The 18,662-nt window shown below is 70.8% G+C and carries 1 protein-coding gene; it reads left to right on the forward strand.

Annotation, left to right across the window (positions count from 1 at the left end; all coding sequences use genetic code 11):
• The first annotated feature begins 63 nt into the window (after positions 1-63).
• The gene (locus tag OHQ87_RS05975) at positions 64-18,660 is read left to right on the forward strand and encodes a type I polyketide synthase (RefSeq protein WP_328345676.1); all 18,597 of its coding nucleotides are present in this window, start codon (positions 64-66) and stop codon (positions 18,658-18,660) included.
• The last annotated feature ends 2 nt before the right edge of the window (positions 18,661-18,662 follow it).

Here is an 18,662-nt window from a genome sequence, read left to right on the forward strand (position 1 = left end):
GCGGCACGGCTGCGGGTGCGGCGACCAGACATCGTACGTGACAACAGGTAGGGCGGCTCGACCATGGTTGAATTCCCAGCGGACACGCCGACGTCGACCGAGGCGATCGCCATCGTCGGTATGTCCTGCCGACTCCCGCAGGCGGAGAGCCCGGCCCAGCTGTGGCAGCTCCTGCGCGACGGCCGCAGCGCCATTGGCGCGCCCCCGGCGGGCCGCCCCGAACTGCCCTCGCGGCCGGGGGGCTACCTCGAGGACGTCAGCGGCTTCGATGCGGGCTTCTTCGGCATCGGTCCGCGTGAGGCCTCGTCGATGGATCCACAGCAGCGGCTGATGCTCGAGCTGGCCTGGGAAGCTCTGGAGGACGCCAGGATCCTGCCGTCCGCTCTTGCCGACAGCCGGACCGGTGTCTTCGTCGGCGTCATCGCCGACGACTACGCCGCCCTCACGCATCGGCAAGGGGCCGAAGGCATCACCCGCCACACCCTGACCGGCCTCAACCGCGGGATCATCGCCAACCGCATCTCCCACACCCTGGGTCTGCACGGGCCGAGTGCGGCGGTGGACACCGGTCAGTCCTCCTCACTTGTCGCTGTGCACCTGGCAGTCGAGAGCCTGCGGCGTGGCGAGTCCACCATGGCCATCTGCGGCGGCGTCAACCTCATCGTGGCGCCGGAGAGCACCATCAGCGCCGAGCGGTTCGGTGCGCTGTCACCGGACGGCCTCAGCTTCACCTTCGATGCGAGGGCGAACGGGTACGTGCGGGGTGAGGGCGGCGCGTTCGTGGTGCTCAAGCCGCTGCGCGCCGCCGTGGCGGACGGCGACCCGGTCTACTGCGTGCTGCACGGCAGCGCGATGAACAACGACGGGACCACCGAGGGTCTCACCGTGCCTGGTCCGGCCGGCCAGCAGGACGTCCTGCGGCAGGCGTACGAACGTGCCGGGGTCTCGGCGGAGCAGGTGCAGTACGTCGAGCTGCATGGCACGGGCACCAAGCTGGGCGACCCGATCGAGGCGGCGGCCCTGGGCGCGGTGCTCGGTGACGGCCGCGTGCGGGGAGCCGAGCTGCGGGTCGGCTCGGTGAAGACCAACGTCGGACACCTTGAGGGTGCGGCCGGCGTCGTCGGCCTGCTGAAGGCGGCGCTCTGCATCCGTCACCGCGAGCTCGTGCCGAGCCTGAACTACGAGAACCCCAACCCCGACATCGCGTTCGACGAGTCGAAGCTCGCCGTACAGGAGAGCCTCGGATCGTGGCCACGCCCGGACGAGCCGCTCTTCGCGGGCGTCAGCTCGTTCGGTATGGGCGGCACCAACTGTCACGTGGTCCTTTCCGACTGGTGCACCGGGTCCGCGGCGGCGGAGTCGCCTGCCGCCGAGTCCGACCCGGGTGTGGTGCCGTGGGTGGTGTCGGGTAGGTCGGTGGAGGCTGTGGTTGGTCAGGCGGGGCGGTTGGTGTCGTTTTTGGAGGGGTGTTCGGGGTGGGATGTGGTGGGGGTGGGTCGTTCGCTTGCGGTGTCGCGGGTGGGTTTTGATCATCGTGCGGTGGTGGTGGGGGAGGGTCGGGAGGAGTTGTTGGCGGGTGTTCGGGGTTTGGCTGCGGGTGTGGTGGGTGGTGGGGTGGTGTCGGGTCGTGTGGTGTCGGGTGGTGGGGTGGCGTTTGTGTTTTCGGGGCAGGGTAGTCAGCGGGTGGGTATGGGGCGTGAGTTGTATGTGAGTGAGCCGGTTTTTGCGGCTGCTTTTGATGAGGTTGTTGCGGCTCTTGATGTGTTTTTGGATCGTTCTTTGGTTTCGGTGATTGAGGGTGAGCCGGAGCTTTTGGGGCGGACGGTGTTTACTCAGCCGGCGTTGTTTGCGGTTGAGGTGGCGTTGTTTCGTTTGTTGGTTCATTACGGGGTGGTGCCGGATTTTGTGGTGGGTCATTCGGTGGGTGAGGTGGTGGCGGCTCATGTGTCGGGTGTGTTGTCGTTGGGGGATGCGGCGCGTTTGGTGTGTGCGCGGGGGCGTTTGATGGAGGGTGTGGGTGGGGCGATGGTGGCGGTGAATGTGGGTGGGGAGCGGGTGTCGGGGTGGTTGGAGGGGCGTTCGGGTGTGGGTGTGGCGGGGTTCAACAGTCCGGTGAGTACGGTGGTTTCGGGTGATGAGGGTGCGGTGTTGGAGGTGTTGGAGTTGGCTCGGGCGGAGGGGGTGCGGGCGACTCGTTTGAGGGTGGGTTGTGCTTTTCATTCGGCGTGTTTGGATGGGGTGTTGGAGGAGCTTACTGAGGTGGCGCGGGGGTTGACGTATTCGGTTCCGCGGATTCCGGTGGTGTCGAATGTGACGGGTGGGTTGGTGGAGGGGTTTTCGGCGGAGTATTGGGCTGTGCAGGCTCGGTCGGCGGTGCGGTTCGCTGATGGTGTGGGCACGTTGGTGGGGTTGGGTGTGTCGGCGTTTGTGGAGTTGGGGCCGGATGCGACGTTGGCGGGTTTGGTGGGTGAGTGTTTGGGGGGTGTCGAGGATGTGGTGGTGGTTCCGGTGTTGCGTGGGGGGCGTTCGGAGCGGCGTTCTCTGGTGACGGCTCTGGCGCGTGTGCATGTGCATGGGGTGGGGGTGGAGTGGGAGCGGTTGTTGCCGGGTGTGGGTGTGGTGGATCTACCGACGTACGCCTTCCAACGCCGACGCTTCTGGCTGGACGACCCGGCGGTCGCGCCGGCTCAGGTCCCGCCCGTCGCGGCCGGGCGGAGCGCCCCGAAGCGGTCCGCGTCGCGCGGCGATGAGCTGGAGCTGGTCCGTACGCACGTCGCCGCGGTCCTCGGCCACGGATCGGCGCGCGACGTGGACATCGACACGACATTCAACGACCTGGGCTTCGACTCCCTCGCGGCCGTCGAGCTTCGCGACGCGCTGAACAGGGTCACCGGGCTCTCCCTGCCTTCCGGCCTCCTCTTCAACTACCCGACCCCGGCGGTACTCGCCGAACACCTCGGCGGTCAGCTCCTCGGCCTGGACGAGGGTCAGCGCCAGGGTGACGACACGTACGGGGCCGCCGCCCTCGACGAGCCGATCGCGATCGTGGGCATGGCCTGTCGGCTGCCGGGAGGGGTCGCCTCTCCGGAGGACCTCTGGCGTCTGGTCAACGGCGAGGTCGATGCGATCGACGGGTTTCCGACCAACCGCGGCTGGGACCTCGACTCGCTCTTCGCCTCCGATCCGGACAGCCCCGGCAAGACCTACGCCACCACTGGTGGTTTCCTACACGACGCGGACCGGTTCGATGCCGAGTTCTTCGGCATCAGCCCCCGCGAGGCGGCGGCGATGGATCCGCAGCAGCGGCTGCTGCTGGAGACGGCGTGGGAGGCCATCGAGCACGGCGGGATCGACCCGGCCGGGTTGCGCGGCACCCGCACCGGCGTGTACGTCGGCGCGACGGCGCAGGAGTACGGGCCACGGCTGCACGAGCCGTCCGGCGGACATGACGGTTATCTGCTGACGGGTAACACCGCAAGCGTCGCGTCGGGTCGGGTGGCCTACACCTTCGGGTTGGAGGGGCCGGCGGTCACTGTCGACACGGCGTGTTCGTCCTCGTTGGTCGCGCTTCATCTGGCTGCCCAGTCGTTGCGTCAGGGTGAGTGTGCGATGGCGCTCGCCGGTGGGGTGACGGTGATGGCGACCCCCGGCATGTTCGTGGAGTTCTCCCGGCAGCGGGGGTTGTCGCCGGATGGGCGGTGCAAGGCGTTCTCGTCGTCGGCGGACGGGACGGGTTGGGCCGAGGGTGTGGGTGTGCTGGTGTTGGAGCGGCTGTCGGATGCGGTGCGTGGTGGGCGTCGGGTGTTGGCGGTGATCCGTGGTTCCGCGGTGAACCAGGACGGCGCGAGCAATGGTCTGACGGCCCCGAACGGCCCCTCGCAGGAGCGGGTGATCCGGGCCGCGTTGGCGAACGCGCGGTTGTCCGCCGCGGAGGTGGACGTGGTGGAGGCGCACGGTACGGGTACCCGGTTGGGTGACCCGATCGAGGCGCAGGCGCTGCTGGCAACCTACGGTCGGGACCGCCAGGAGCCGCTCCGGCTCGGCTCGTTGAAGTCGAACATCGGTCACACGCAGGCCGCGGCGGGTGTGGCGGGTGTGATCAAGATGGTGATGGCGATGCGCGCGGGGGTGATGCCCGCGACGTTGCACGTGGACGAGCCGACCCCCGAGGTCGACTGGTCGGCCGGCGCCGTGGAGTTGTTGACGCGGCCCCGCCAGTGGCCGGAGGTGGGCCGCCCGCGCCGGGCGGGTGTGTCGTCCTTCGGCGTGAGCGGAACCAACGCGCACCTCATCGTCGAGCAGGCCCCGGAGATCGAGGCTTCGCTGGCGGCGGAGCCTGCGGCGTCGGGTGTGGTGCCGTGGGTGGTCTCGGGTAGGTCGGTGGAGGCTGTGGTTGGTCAGGCGGGGCGGTTGGTGTCGTTTTTGGAGGGGTGTTCGGGGTGGGATGTGGTGGGGGTGGGTCGTTCGCTTGCGGTGTCGCGGGTGGGTTTTGATCATCGTGCGGTGGTGGTGGGGGAGGGTCGGGAGGAGTTGTTGGCGGGTGTTCGGGGTTTGGCTGCGGGTGTGGTGGGTGGTGGGGTGGTGTCGGGTCGTGTGGTGTCGGGTGGTGGGGTGGCGTTTGTGTTTTCGGGGCAGGGTAGTCAGCGGGTGGGTATGGGGCGTGAGTTGTATGTGAGTGAGCCGGTTTTTGCGGCTGCTTTTGATGAGGTTGTTGCGGCTCTTGATGTGTTTTTGGATCGTTCTTTGGTTTCGGTGATTGAGGGTGAGCCGGAGCTTTTGGGGCGGACGGTGTTTACTCAGCCGGCGTTGTTTGCGGTTGAGGTGGCGTTGTTTCGTTTGTTGGTTCATTACGGGGTGGTGCCGGATTTTGTGGTGGGTCATTCGGTGGGTGAGGTGGTGGCGGCTCATGTGTCGGGTGTGTTGTCGTTGGGGGATGCGGCGCGTTTGGTGTGTGCGCGGGGGCGTTTGATGGAGGGTGTGGGTGGGGCGATGGTGGCGGTGAATGTGGGTGGGGAGCGGGTGTCGGGGTGGTTGGAGGGGCGTTCGGGTGTGGGTGTGGCGGGGTTCAACAGTCCGGTGAGTACGGTGGTTTCGGGTGATGAGGGTGCGGTGTTGGAGGTGTTGGAGTTGGCTCGGGCGGAGGGGGTGCGGGCGACTCGTTTGAGGGTGGGTTGTGCTTTTCATTCGGCGTGTTTGGATGGGGTGTTGGAGGAGCTTACTGAGGTGGCGCGGGGGTTGACGTATTCGGTTCCGCGGATTCCGGTGGTGTCGAATGTGACGGGTGGGTTGGTGGAGGGGTTTTCGGCGGAGTATTGGGCTGTGCAGGCTCGGTCGGCGGTGCGGTTCGCTGATGGTGTGGGCACGTTGGTGGGGTTGGGTGTGTCGGCGTTTGTGGAGTTGGGGCCGGATGCGACGTTGGCGGGTTTGGTGGGTGAGTGTTTGGGGGGTGTCGAGGATGTGGTGGTGGTTCCGGTGTTGCGTGGGGGGCGTTCGGAGCGGCGTTCTCTGGTGACGGCTCTGGCGCGTGTGCATGTGCATGGGGTGGGGGTGGAGTGGGAGCGGTTGTTGCCGGGTGTGGGTGTGGTGGATCTACCGACGTACGCCTTCCAACGCCGACGCTTCTGGCTGGACGGCCCGCGTGCCGGTGACGTGGAGAGTCTGGGACTGACGGCTGCGGACCATCCGCTGCTGGCTGCGGTGATCGCGGAACCGGACGGCGGCGGGGTGCAGTTCTCCGGGTCGTTGTCGTTGTCGACGCGACCGTGGTTGGCAGATCACACGATCGGTGGGACGGTCCTGGTGCCGGCAACGGTGTTCCTGGAACTGGCCGGTCATGCCGCCGAGCAACTCGGACACGCCACCGTCGAGGAGCTCACCCTCGAATCACCCCTCACGCTGACCGCAACCGCCGCAGTCTCGATCCGGCTGACCGTCGAGCGGGCCGATACGCGCGGAGACCGTCGGTTCACGGTGTACTCCAGGACCGGCGCAGGGCAGTGGACCGCCCACGCGGCCGGCCTGCTCACGCCCTTCGCCCCCTCGGCAGGTGTCTGCCTGGACCAGTGGCCGCCTGCTGATGGCGTCGCCATCCCGCTGGAGGGCGTCTACGACCGCCTCGACGATCGGGGTTACGGGTACGGACCGGCCTTCTGCGGTCTCCGTGCGGCCTGGCGCGTCGGGGACGATCTCTTCGCCGAGGTCGCGCTGCCCGACCAGCTGCACGACGAGGCCGGTCGTTTCGGCGTGCACCCCGTTCTGCTCGACGCGGCCCTGCACCCGCTGGTACTGGAGGCGGCGCAGGAGGGCGACACGATCCGCCTGCCGTTCTCGTTCTCGGGTTTCACCATGCACGCGGTCGGCGCCACGGTGCTGAGGGTCCGCTGGACCCGTACCGGCCAGGACACTGCGCGCCTCGCTGTCGCGGACGGGGCCGGCGCGCCGGTGGCGACGATCGGGGCGGTCTCCCTGCGACCTGTCGACCGTGATCGGCTCGCACCGGCCGGTCCGGCCGTGGCGTCCCTGTACCGCGTGGACTGGGATGCCGTGCCTCCGGTCGATCCCGTCGACGAGCAGCGGTGGGTTCGCGTGGGCGAGGCGCCGCACGCTGACCTCGGGGCACTCCGTGCCGCTGTCGACGCGGGCCTCCCGGCACCGGAGTTCGTGGTGGTCAGTGGTCAGGAACTAGCTACCGACGCCCCGGCTGACGTGCCTCTGCAGACCCACGTGACGACGGTGCGCGGTCTGCAGGTGGTGCAGGAGTGGTTGACCAGCCGGCAGTTCGCCGAGAGTCGCCTGGTGGTGGTCCTGCCCGACGGCGCGCTACCCACGGCGGCGCTCGTGGGCCTGGTCCGGACCGTCCAGTCCGAGCATCCGGGCAGGCTGGCCCTGGTCCACCTGGACGAGGGTGGGGCGGCGCTGTTGCCGGTGGCGTTGGCGTCGGGTGAGCCCGAGGTCGCGGTGCGCGGCGGTGGGCTGTTCGTACCGAGGCTGGCACCGGCTTCGGGTGTGGTCGCGGCCGTGGCGGCGGGCCCGGCCCCGGAAGGCCCGGCCCCGGGGGGCATGGACCCGGAGGGAACGGTCCTGGTGACCGGTGGCTTGGGTACGTTGGGTCGTCTCGTGGCGCGGCGGTTGGTGTCGCACCACGGTGCGCGGCATCTGCTGCTGGTGAGTCGCCGTGGTGGTGCGGCTCCGGGCGCTGCGGAGTTCGTGGCGGAGCTGGCGACGTGGGGTGCGCGGGCCTCGGTGGCCGCCTGCGACGTGTCGGATCTCGACGCGTTGGCCGGTCTGTTGGACGAGGTGACGGCGGATCGTCCACTGACCGCTGTGGTGCACACGGCAGGCGTGCTGGACGATGCGACGGTCGGGTCGCTGACGGCGGGTCAGCTGGAGCGGGTGCTGCGCCCGAAGGTGGACGCGGCCTGGAACCTCCACCGGCTGACCCGCGACCGCAGGTTGTCCGCCTTCGTGGTCTTCTCGTCCATCGCAGGTCTGGTGGGCACCGCCGGTCAGGCGAACTACGCTGCGGCGAACACCTTCCTGGACGCTCTCGCGCAGCACCGCCGGGCGCAGGGTCTGCCCGCCACCTCGCTCGCCTGGGGGCTGTGGGACAGCGCCGAGGGCATGGCCGGCGGCCTCGGAGATGCGGACGTCGCGCGTTGGAAGCGCAGCGGAGTCCTCCCGCTGCACCCGGAACAGGGCATGGCGCTGTTCGACGCCGCGCTGGGTTCGGCGGAGCCGCTGCTGGTCCCGGCCGAGCTGGACCTGGGTGCGCTACGCGCCCTGGCCGAGGGCACCGGGCTCCCCGGCCTGTACACCGGCCTGGTCCGGGCACGCCGTCGGCAGGCGACGGGCGTCGCCCCCGGCGCCGGCTCGTCCTGGGCCCGACGGCTGGCCCCGCTCTCTCCCGACGACCGGGCACGAGCGGTGCTCGAGACCGTACGGGAGACCGTCGCCCTCGTGCTCGGGTACGGCGCTGGTGCCGACGTCGATCCCGGCAGGGCGTTCAGGGACGCCGGCTTCGATTCGCTGACCGGTGTGGAGTTCCGTAACCGGCTCGACGAACTGACGGGTCTGCGGTTGCCGGCCACGTTGGTCTTCGACTGCCCGTCGCCGGGGGCGGTGGCGGACTTCCTGCTGGCTCGACTCGAGGTGTCCGGACCGGTTGTCGCCCCGTCCGTGGTTGCGCACGACCTCGGTTCGGACGAGCCGATCGCCGTGGTCGGTATGGGGTGCCGTTATCCCGGTGGGGTCGGTTCGCCGGAGGATCTGTGGCGGCTGGTGGCGGCGGGCCGGGATGCGATCGACGAGTTCCCGGCGGATCGCGGCTGGGACGTGGACGCGCTCTTCGACCCGGATCCGGGAAGGACCGGCAAGTCGTACACGCGTAGGGGTGGTTTCCTCTACGACGCTGCGGACTTCGATGCGGAGTTCTTCGGGCTGAGTCCGCGTGAGGCGGTGGCGACGGATCCGCAGCAACGCCTGTTGCTCGAGGTCGTGTGGGAGGCGTTGGAGCGGGGAGGTATCGATCCCGCCTCGCTGGCCGGTTCCTCGACCGGGGTGTACGCGGGTGTGATGTACAACGACTACGGGTCGCGGTGGGGGAGGGCTCCGGAGGGGTTCGAGGGCCATCTGCTGACGGGCACGATCGCGAGTGTGCTGTCGGGCCGGGTGGCGTACACGTTCGGCCTGGAGGGGCCGGCGGTGACCCTGGACACGGCCTGTTCCTCGTCGTTGGTGGCGGTGCATCTGGCAGCACAGGCGTTGCGTCGGGGCGAATGCTCGATGGCGGTTGCCGGTGGGGTGACGGTGATGTCGACGCCGAACACCTTCGTGGAGTTCTCCCGGCAGCGGGGGTTGTCACCGGACGGGCGGTGCAAGGCGTTCTCGTCGTCGGCGGACGGCACGGGCTGGGCCGAGGGTGCGGGCGTGCTGGTGTTGGAGCGGCTGTCGGACGCGCACCGGCTGGGGCACGACATCCTGGGGGTGATCAGGGGTTCCGCGGTCAACCAGGACGGTGCGAGCAACGGTCTCACCGCCCCGAACGGCCCGTCCCAGCAGCGGGTGATCCGTCAGGCTCTGGCCAACGCGGGGTTGACGGCCTCCGATGTCGACGCCGTGGAGGCGCACGGCACGGGTACCCGGTTGGGTGACCCGATCGAGGCGCAGGCGCTCCTGGCGACCTACGGTCAGGAGCGGTCCGGTGACCAGCCCCTGTGGCTTGGATCGATCAAGTCGAATATCGGTCACACGCAGGCGGCGGCGGGTGTGGCGGGCATCATCAAGATGCTGATGGCGATGCGTCACGGTGAGCTTCCGGCGACCCTGCACGTCGACGAGCCGACCCCCGAGGTCGACTGGACGGCGGGCACGGTGCAACTGCTGACGCAGGCGCAGAAGTGGCCGGAGCGCGGTCGTCCGCGTCGCGCATCGGTGTCGTCGTTCGGGATCAGCGGCACGAACGCGCATGTGGTCCTGGAACAGGGACCGGAGCCGATCGTGGCAGGTGGCCCGGTCGTAGCGGGGCTTCCGATTGTGGTGTCCGCCAAGAGTGCGACGGCGCTGGTGGCCCGCGCGGGCCAGCTCCGCGGACTTCTGGCCTCGTCGGTCGTGGAGCCGGCGGTGATCGCTTCGGCTCTTGCGACGCGGGTTCCGCACCTTCCGGTCCGGGCGGCCGTCACGGGGGCGGACCGCGACGAGTTGCTCGCGGGTCTCGAGGCACTGGCTTCGGGCGGTTCCGCGCCGAACCTGGTGCAGGCCGTCGCCTCCGGCAGGGGCAGGACGGTGTTCGTCTTCCCGGGTCAGGGTTCGCAGTGGCAGGGCATGGCGCTCGAACTCCTCGACTCCTCCCCGGTGTTCGCCGCGCGGCTGGCGGAGTGTGGGCAGGCGCTGGCGCCGTTCACGGACTGGTCGCTGCTGGACGTGCTGCGCGGTGTGGACGGCGCGGCCGGTCTCGACCGGGTCGATGTGGTGCAGCCCGCGTTGTGGGCGGTGATGGTGTCGCTGGCGGCGCTGTGGCGTTCGGTGGGCGTCGAGCCCGATGCGGTGGTCGGTCACTCACAGGGCGAGATCGCGGCGGCGGTGGTCGCCGGGGTGTTATCGATCGAGGACGCGGCGAAGATCGTCGCGTTGCGTAGCCGGGCGATCGTGAAGCTGGCCGGCACGGGCGGGATGGTGTCGGTGGCGCTGCCGGCCGACGAGGTTCGCGCGCTCGTCGCCCGTTGGGGCGGAGCGGTCGAGATCGCCGCCCACAACGGCCCGGCGAGCACCGTCGTCTCCGGTGACCCGCAGGCGCTGGCCGACCTCGTCGCGCAGAGTGAGGTCGACGGATACCGTGCCCGCACCGTTCCGGTCGACTACGCCTCCCACTCCGCCCACGTCGACCTGTTGGAGGACGAGCTACGGGAGCTGTTGGCCGGCGTCACGCCGCGTACCGGTGAGATCAGCTTCTTCTCCACCGTCACCGGGCAGCCGCTGAGCGGTCCGGAACTCGACGGTGGGTACTGGTTCCGCAACCTCCGCCGGACCGTCCGGTTGGAGGAGGCCGTCCGTGCGCTGCTCCGCGACGGGTACCGTGTCTTCATCGAGGTCAGTGCCCACCCGGTGCTCACCTCGGCGCTCGGTGACACCGCCGACGACGCCGGCGTACGCGGGGCCGTGGTCGTCGGATCGCTGCGGCGCGACGACGGTGGACCGGACCGCTTCCTGGCCTCGGTCGCCGCGGCACACGTCAACGGGGTGCCGGTCGACTGGTCGGCGGTGGTCGGCGCCGCCGGTGGACCGGTCGACCTGCCCACGTACCCGTTCCAGCGGCAACGCCACTGGCTCGAAGGCCCGCCGCCAGCCGGGGACGCCGGCGGGCTCGGCATGGCCGCCGAACGCCACCCGCTCATCGGGGCTGCCCTCTGGATGGCGGCCGACGAGGACAAGCTGGTCCTGAGCGGACGGATCTCCCTCAGCGGGCAGCCGTGGTTGGCGGACCACGCCGTGGCGGGCACCGTGCTGCTCCCCGGCACCGCCTTCGTCGACCTCGCGATCCGGGCGGGTGACCACACGGGTCTCGACCAACTCGACGAGTTGACGCTGGAGGCTCCGTTGGTGCTCACGGGCCGCGGCGCGGTGCAACTCCAGGTCGCGGTCGACGCTCCGGACCAGGAGGGTCGGCGTGCGTTGTCGATCCACTCCCGGCCGGAACCCGGGGCCGTCGACGCGCTGCCGAGCCCATGGGCCCTGCACGCCACCGGAACGCTGGGCCGCGCGCAGGCGCGCACGGGGGCGCGGGACGCCGCCGCCTGGCCTCCCGCCGGCGCGGAGCCGGTGGATCTGTCCGCGGCGTACGACACGCTCGCCGAGCGGGGCTTCCAGTACGGCCCGACCTTCCAGGGGTTGCGGGCGCTGTGGCGCGCCGGGACGGAGATGTTCGCCGAGGTCGCCCTGCCGACGGACGTCGCCCCGGACGGGTTCGGGATCCACCCGGCCCTGCTCGATGCCGCGCTGCATCCGCTGGCGCTCGCCGAGGGCGGCCGGCTGGTGCTGCCGTTCGCCTGGACGGGCGTCCGGCTCCACGCGGCGAACGCCAACATGCTGCGGGTGCGGCTCACCCCTGCCGGCTCGGGTACCGCGATCTCCCTCGCCGATGCCGGCGGTGCGCCGATCGCGACGGTGACATCGCTGGGCCTACGGTCGGTCGACCCTGCGCAGCTGGCCGGTCGGACCACTGCGGACCAACCGCTACTCGAGGTGGAGTGGACGGCCGTCGGTGCCGGCCCCACGATCACCCGGTGGGCCGTGCTCGACGGGTCCGGCCACGGGCTGCCCGCCCCGCTGGGGACCTACCGTGACCTCTCCGGCATCGAGGGGGGTCCGCAGCTCGTCGTGGTCCCCGTCGCCGACGGGGATCCCCGTGCCGTGGCACACAGCACCCTGCGGCTGGCCCAGGAATGGCTCGCCGACGCGCGGTTCGGCGATGCGCGTCTGGTCTTCGTCACCCGTGACGCGACCACCGCCCGCACGGAGGCCGGCCTCGGCTCGGCTCCCGTCTGGGGGCTGGTGCGTACCGCGATGTCCGAGCACCCCGATCGGTTCGGCCTGGTGGACGTGACGCAGTGGGACCTCTCCGCGGCCGAGCTGGGCCGTGCGCTGGCCGTGCCGGGAGCACAGGCGTGCCTGCGGGACGGGGCGCTGCTGGTGCCGCGGCTGGTCAGGTCGCCTGCGACCAGCCACCCGGCGCCTGCGCTGGACCCCGGGGGCACCGTGCTGCTCACGGGTGCGTCGGGCACGCTGGGCCAGCTGTTCGCCCGCCATCTCGTCGCCGCGTACGGCGTACGGCACCTGCTGCTGGTGAGCCGCCGTGGCCGGGAGGCCCCGGGCATGCTGGAGCTGGAGGCCGAACTCGTCGCGCACGGAGCCGAGCTGTCCGTGGTCGCCTGCGACATCGCCGACCGGGCGGCGGTCGCCACCGTACTGGAGGGTGTTCCCGCCGAGCATCCGCTCACCGCTGTGCTCCACACCGCCGGCGTGCTCGACGACGGCACGCTGCAGGCACTCACGGCCGGGCAGCTCGACACCGTGCTGCGTCCCAAGATCGATGGTGCCCGGCACCTGCACGAGCTCACGGCGGGCCTGGACCTGGACGCGTTCGTCCTGTTCTCCTCGTTGGCCGGCACGGTCGGCACCGCAGGACAGGCCAACTACGCGGCGGCCAACACCTACCTGGATGCCCTGGCGCTCCACCGTCGGGCGCTGGGGCTGCCGGGCACCTCGCTCGCCTGGGGCCTGTGGGCCGCCGACAGCGGGATGACCGCCCACCTGACCGACGCCGACCTGGCCCGGATGTCCCGAAGCGGAATCGCGCCGATCAGCAGTGAGCAGGGGCTGACGTTGTTCGACGCCGCCCTGGCGACCGGTCGCCCGGTACTCGTTCCGGCACTGCTGGACCACACCGGACTACGGCGGCGGAGCGAGGACGGCACGTTGGCCGCTCTCTTCCACGCACTGGTGCGCCCGGCGCGGCGGGTGGCGGTCGGCGAGCCGACAGGTGGAAGCCCGCTCCGGGAGCGACTGGCGGGCCTGCCGGCCCAGGACCAGCAGCGCGTACTGCTGGAGCTGGTTCGGGACACGGTGGCGTCGGTACTGGCGTACACCCGCGCCGACCAGGTCGCCACCGACCGAGCCTTCAGCGAGTTGGGCTTCGACTCGCTCAAGGCGGTGGAACTGCGCAACCGGTTGAACGCGGTGTCCGGGCTGAAGCTGCCCGCGACGTTGGTGTTCGACCACCCCGATCCGGTCGAGCTGGCGGGCTTCCTGCGGACGGCGCTCGTCGGTGCGGCGACCGGGGCGTCCGTGGCCGAACCGGTCGCCGGTGTTCCGGACGAGCCGATCGCGATCGTGGCGATGGCCTGTCGCTACCCGGGGAAGGTCGCCTCGCCGGAGGAGCTGTGGGCGCTGCTGTCCGACGAGCGGGACGGGGTGGGGCCGTTCCCGGACGATCGTGGCTGGGACCTGGACAACCTGTACGACTCGAACCCGGATCACGTGGGCACCTCGTACACCCGGCACGGCGGATTCCTCTACGACGCCGCGCAGTTCGATCCCGAGCTCTTCGGCGTGAGTGCGCGGGAGGCCACGGCCATCGACCCGCAGCAGCGCCTGCTGCTGGAGATCTGCTGGGAGGCGTTCGAGCGTGCCGGTATCGACCCGACCTCGCTCAAGGGCAGCCAGACCGGTGTGTTCGCCGGTGTCATGGCAAACGACTACGCCGCACGTCTGAAGGACGCCCCCGACGCGTTGGAGGGCTACCTGTCGGTCGGTAGCACGGTCAGTGTCGCCTCCGGCCGGGTCGCCTACACGTTCGGCCTGCAGGGACCGGCGATCACCGTCGACACTGCCTGCTCCTCGTCGCTGGTCTCGATCCACCTCGCCGCGCAGGCACTACGCAACGGTGAGTGCGGGTTGGCGTTGGCAGGGGGTGTGACGGTGCTGGCCGCGCCGACGCTGTTCGTGGAGTTCAGCCGGCAGCGCGGCCTGGCACCGGACGGCCGCTGCAAGTCCTTCTCCGCGCAGGCGGACGGCACGGCGTGGGCCGAGGGCGCCGGAGTGCTCCTGTTGGAGCGGCTCTCCGACGCCCGGCGCAACGGCCGTCGGATCCTCGGGGTCCTGCGGGGCACCGCCGTCAACAACGACGGTGCGAGCAACGGTCTCACCGCCCCCAACGGTCCCTCCCAGGAACGGGTGATCCGCCAGGCACTCACCAACGGGGGGCTGGTCCCGGCGGACGTCGACGTGTTGGAGGCCCACGGCACCGGCACCACACTGGGTGACCCGATCGAGGCCCAGGCGGTGCTCGCCACGTACGGGCAGGAACGCACGTCCCCCCTCCTGATGGGCTCGCTGAAGTCGAACATCGGGCACGCCCAGGCCGCCTCGGGTGTTGCCGGCGTCATCAAGATGATCATGGCGATGCGGCACGGAACGGTGCCGAAGAGCCTGCACATCGACGAGCCCAGCCCGCACGTGGACTGGTCCGCCGGCCGGGTGGAACTCCTCACCACGGCGGTGCCCTGGCCCGAATCCGGACGTCCGCGCCGGGCGGGCGTCTCCTCCTTCGGCATCAGTGGTACCAATGCCCACGTCATCGTCGAGCAGCCACCGGCCACCGAGGCGGTCTCGCCGCCCCCGCCGATGCCGATCGTGCCGCTGGTGCTGTCCGCGCACAACGAGGCGGCGCTGCTGGCGCAGGCCGATCAGGTCGGCGCGGTCCTCGCCGGAGCCACGCAGGAGGACCTGGCGTCGACCGGAAGCACGCTGGCCACGGGGCGTGCCGGGCTGGCGCACCGGGCCGTGGTGGTGGCAGCCACCGTCCCGGAAGCGGTCGGCGGGCTCGCCGCGCTGAGCGTGCGTGGCACGCCTGTGGCCGGTCGGACCGCTTTCCTCTTCACCGGTCAGGGCAGCCAGCGAATCGGTATGGGCCGGGAGCTGTACTCCGCCTACCCCGGCTACGCCGACGCCCTGGACGCCGTCTGCGGCGAGCTCGACCGGTGGCTGGACGAGCCTCTGCTCGACGTTCTCTGGGGTGAGGACCCCGCGTCGCTGGACCGGACCCATGTCGCCCAGGCCGCCCTGTTCGCCACCGAGGTGGCGCTCTACCGGCTCCTCGAGGGCTGGGGGATACGGCCGGACTTCCTCGGAGGTCACTCCGTCGGCGAACTGGCAGCCGCGCATGTCGCCGGCGTCTTCTCGCTGGCCGACGCCGCGAAGCTGGTCGCGGCCCGTGGCCGGCTGATGCAGTCCCTGCCCGGTGGCGGAACGATGCTCGCCGTCGAGGCCGACGAGCGGGAGGTGCTGAGGCTGCTCGACGGACGGGAGGACCTGCTGGGTGTCGCCGCCGTCAACGGCCCCACCTCGGTGGTCCTCTCGGGGGACACGGCGGCCGTCGCGGCGGTCGGAGCGGAACTGACCGCTCAGGGGCGGAGGACCAAGCGGCTCCGAGTCAGCCACGCCTTCCATTCCCCGCACATGGACGCGATGCTCGACGACTTCCACGCGGTCGCGAAGGACCTCGCCTTCGCCCCGCCCACCATCCCGATCGTGTCGACCCTGACCGGGACGCTGGCCACCGTCGAGGAACTGACCACTGCGGAGTACTGGGTCCGCCACGTCCGCCAGCCGGTGCGCTTCTGGGATGCGGCACGCGCGTTGGAGGCCGAAGGCGTGCGGACCTTCCTGGAACTCGGCCCGGACGGCGTGCTCAGCGCCATGGGACAGGATTTCCTCGACGCGGCGGCACTGCTGGTCCCGGTGCTGCGCGCTGGGCGTCCCGAGCCGCATACCGTCGTCACCGCCGTGGCCCACGCCCATGTCCGAGGCGTGCCGGTGCGCTGGCGTGCCCTGTTCGGCGAGAACGCCGGCCGGGCCGTGGACCTGCCGACCTACCCGTTCCAACGCCGGCACTACTGGCTGACCGAGGGGCGTGGCAGCGACGACGTCACCTCGGCGGGCCTGGACTGCGCGCGGCACCCGCTGCTCGGAGCCGGGGTGCCGCTCGCGGATTCCGACGGTGTGCTGTTCACCGGCCGGGTGTCGGCCCGTAGCCACCCGTGGTTCGCCGACCACACCGTCGCCGACACCCTGCTGGTCCCCGGGACGGCCCTGGTGGAGCTCGCCGTGCATGCGGGAGCCGCGGTCGGTTGCGAGCGACTGGAGGAGCTGACCCTCCAGGAACCCCTGGTCCTTCCCGACGCAGGGGCGCTCAGGCTGCAGATCACCGTCGGCAGCCCGGATGCGGACGGCCGTCGGCCGGTGGCGATCCACTCCCGTGGAGACCAGGACGGCGACGTCTGGGGCCGGCATGCCACCGGAAGCGTGGTCGCTGCCATTCCCCTCAGCCCGCATCCCGACCCCGAGCTGGCGTCCTGGCCTCCAGCCGACGCCGAACCACAGCCGGTCGACGACCTGTACGACCGCCTCGCCGGCCACGGCTACGGGTACGGCCCGGCCTTTCAGGGACTCCAGGCGGCCTGGCGGTCGGGTGACGACCTCTACGCTGAGGTACGGGCAGACGTCGACACTGATGGATTCGTCCTGCATCCGGCGCTGTTCGATGCCTCGTTGCATGCGCTGCTCCTGGAGGAGTCGGCGGAGATCCGGCTGCCCTTCTCCTTCGGCGGTGTCCAGCTGTCGGTGATCCGGCCCGGCCCCCTGCGGGTGAAGCTCTCGGTCGGCGGGAGCGGAGCCGTCGCGGTGCGCATCGCCGACGACACCGGAACGTTGGCAGCCACCGTCGAGTCGCTGACGCTACGAGCGCTGCCGACCGGCACGCTGACCGGCCACCCCCATCCGGACGTGTATGCGGTGGAGCGCACCGCGGTGGAACTCGCCACCGTGGGTGCCACGAGCATCGCGGTTCTCGGCTCCGACGACCTGGGGCTCGACGCCGGGTGCCATCGGAACCTCGCCGCCCTGACCGCGGACGGCGTGGCCGTTCCCGACGTGGTCGTCCTTCCGGTACGTCCAGCCTCCCCGGAGGCGACGGCCGAGGTCACGGGAGAGGTGCTGGCGGTGTTGCAGCAGTGGCTCGACACCGACAGGCCGATCGGAACACGACTCGCCGTGATCAGCACGGGGGAACTGGCGCACAGCGCGCTGTCCGGGCTGATCCGGGCTGCCGAGTCGGAACACCCGGGGCGATTCCAGCATGTGATCACCGACGGCCTGCCGGCCAGCGAGGAACTGCGCGCAGCGGCTCTGGCAGATCCGCGACCACAGCTCGAGCTGCGCGGGGGACACGCCTACGTGACCAGGTTGGTGAGGGTGCCGCAGCCGGTCCGACGCCCGGACTCCGACGGCCGGTTCGACCCGCAGCGTACGGTGCTGGTCACCGGTGGCACCGGGGCGCTCGGTGCCCTGGTCGCCCGGCACCTGGTGGAGGACCGTGGCGCCCGCCGGCTGCTGCTCACCAGCCGGCGGGGCGGCGCGGAGAACCTCGTGGCCGAGTTGACGGCGCTCGGTGCCGACGTGCGGGTGGCGGCCTGCGACGTGGCCGACCGTGGGGCGCTGGCCGAGCTGCTCGCCTCGATCCCGGACGAACACCCGCTCGCCGCGGTGGTGCACGCGGCCGGAGTCGTCGAGGACTCCACCGTGGCGGCGATGACCCCGGAGAGCCTCGCCCGGGTCCTGCGGCCGAAGGTGCAGGCGGCCTGGAACCTGCACGAGCTGACCGCCCGACTGGAGCTGACGGACTTCGTCCTCTTCTCCTCCGTCGCCGGCCTGGTGGGCAACGCAGGACAGGCCAACTACGCCGCGGGTAACACCTTCCTGGACGCGCTGGCCGAGTACCGTCGCGGCGTCGACCTGCCCGCAGTGTCCCTGGCCTGGGGGATGTGGCAGGGCGGAATGGCCGACGAGCTCGAACAGGCCGATCGGTCCAGGTTGATGCGCAACGGGGTGCTACCGATGCCGACCGACCAGGCACTCGCGGCGCTCGACCTGGTCATGGTCGCCGACAGGACGGCACAGGCAGACGGTGACCTCGGATCCCGACCGGTGCTCGCGCCGGTGGCGCTCGACCCTGCCGCGCTGCGCTCCCTCGGAGACACGTTGCCTGAGCTGTTCCGCGGTCTGGTGCGTGCCGGGCGACGAACGGACCGGCACACCACGCCCGTGGAGATCCCGCTGGCACAACGGCTCACCGGGATGGGCGAGGCGGAGCAGGAGGCGCTGCTGCTCTCCTTCGTCAAGGAGCAGGTCGGCGTCGTGCTGGCCCACCCGGCACCACTGACGATCGACGCCCGGCGCGGTCTGATGGACCTGGGCCTCGACTCGCTCACCGCCGTCGAGCTCCGCAACAGGCTCAACACCGCCACCGGGCTGAGGTTGCCCAGCACGCTCGTCTTCGACCACCCGACCACGGCAGCGCTGGCCGAACACCTGCGGGGTCACCTGATCGGCCAGCAGCAGGATCCCGTCCAGAAAGCACTGGACGCCCTGGAGGCCGTCATCGCCACCCCGGACACGCCCGACGGCGTCGCCCTCGCAGGAACGATCGCCGCGCAACTGCGCAGGCTGCTCCGGATGGTGGACGGAGGGCCGACCCTGCCGGCCGTCGAACTGGACACCGACGACGACCTCTTCGCGGCACTCGACAACGAACTCGGCAGGCAGGCATGAAC

Origin of the sequence: Micromonospora sp. NBC_00421 (assembly GCF_036017915.1) — a bacterium.
GTDB lineage: Bacteria > Actinomycetota > Actinomycetes > Mycobacteriales > Micromonosporaceae > Micromonospora.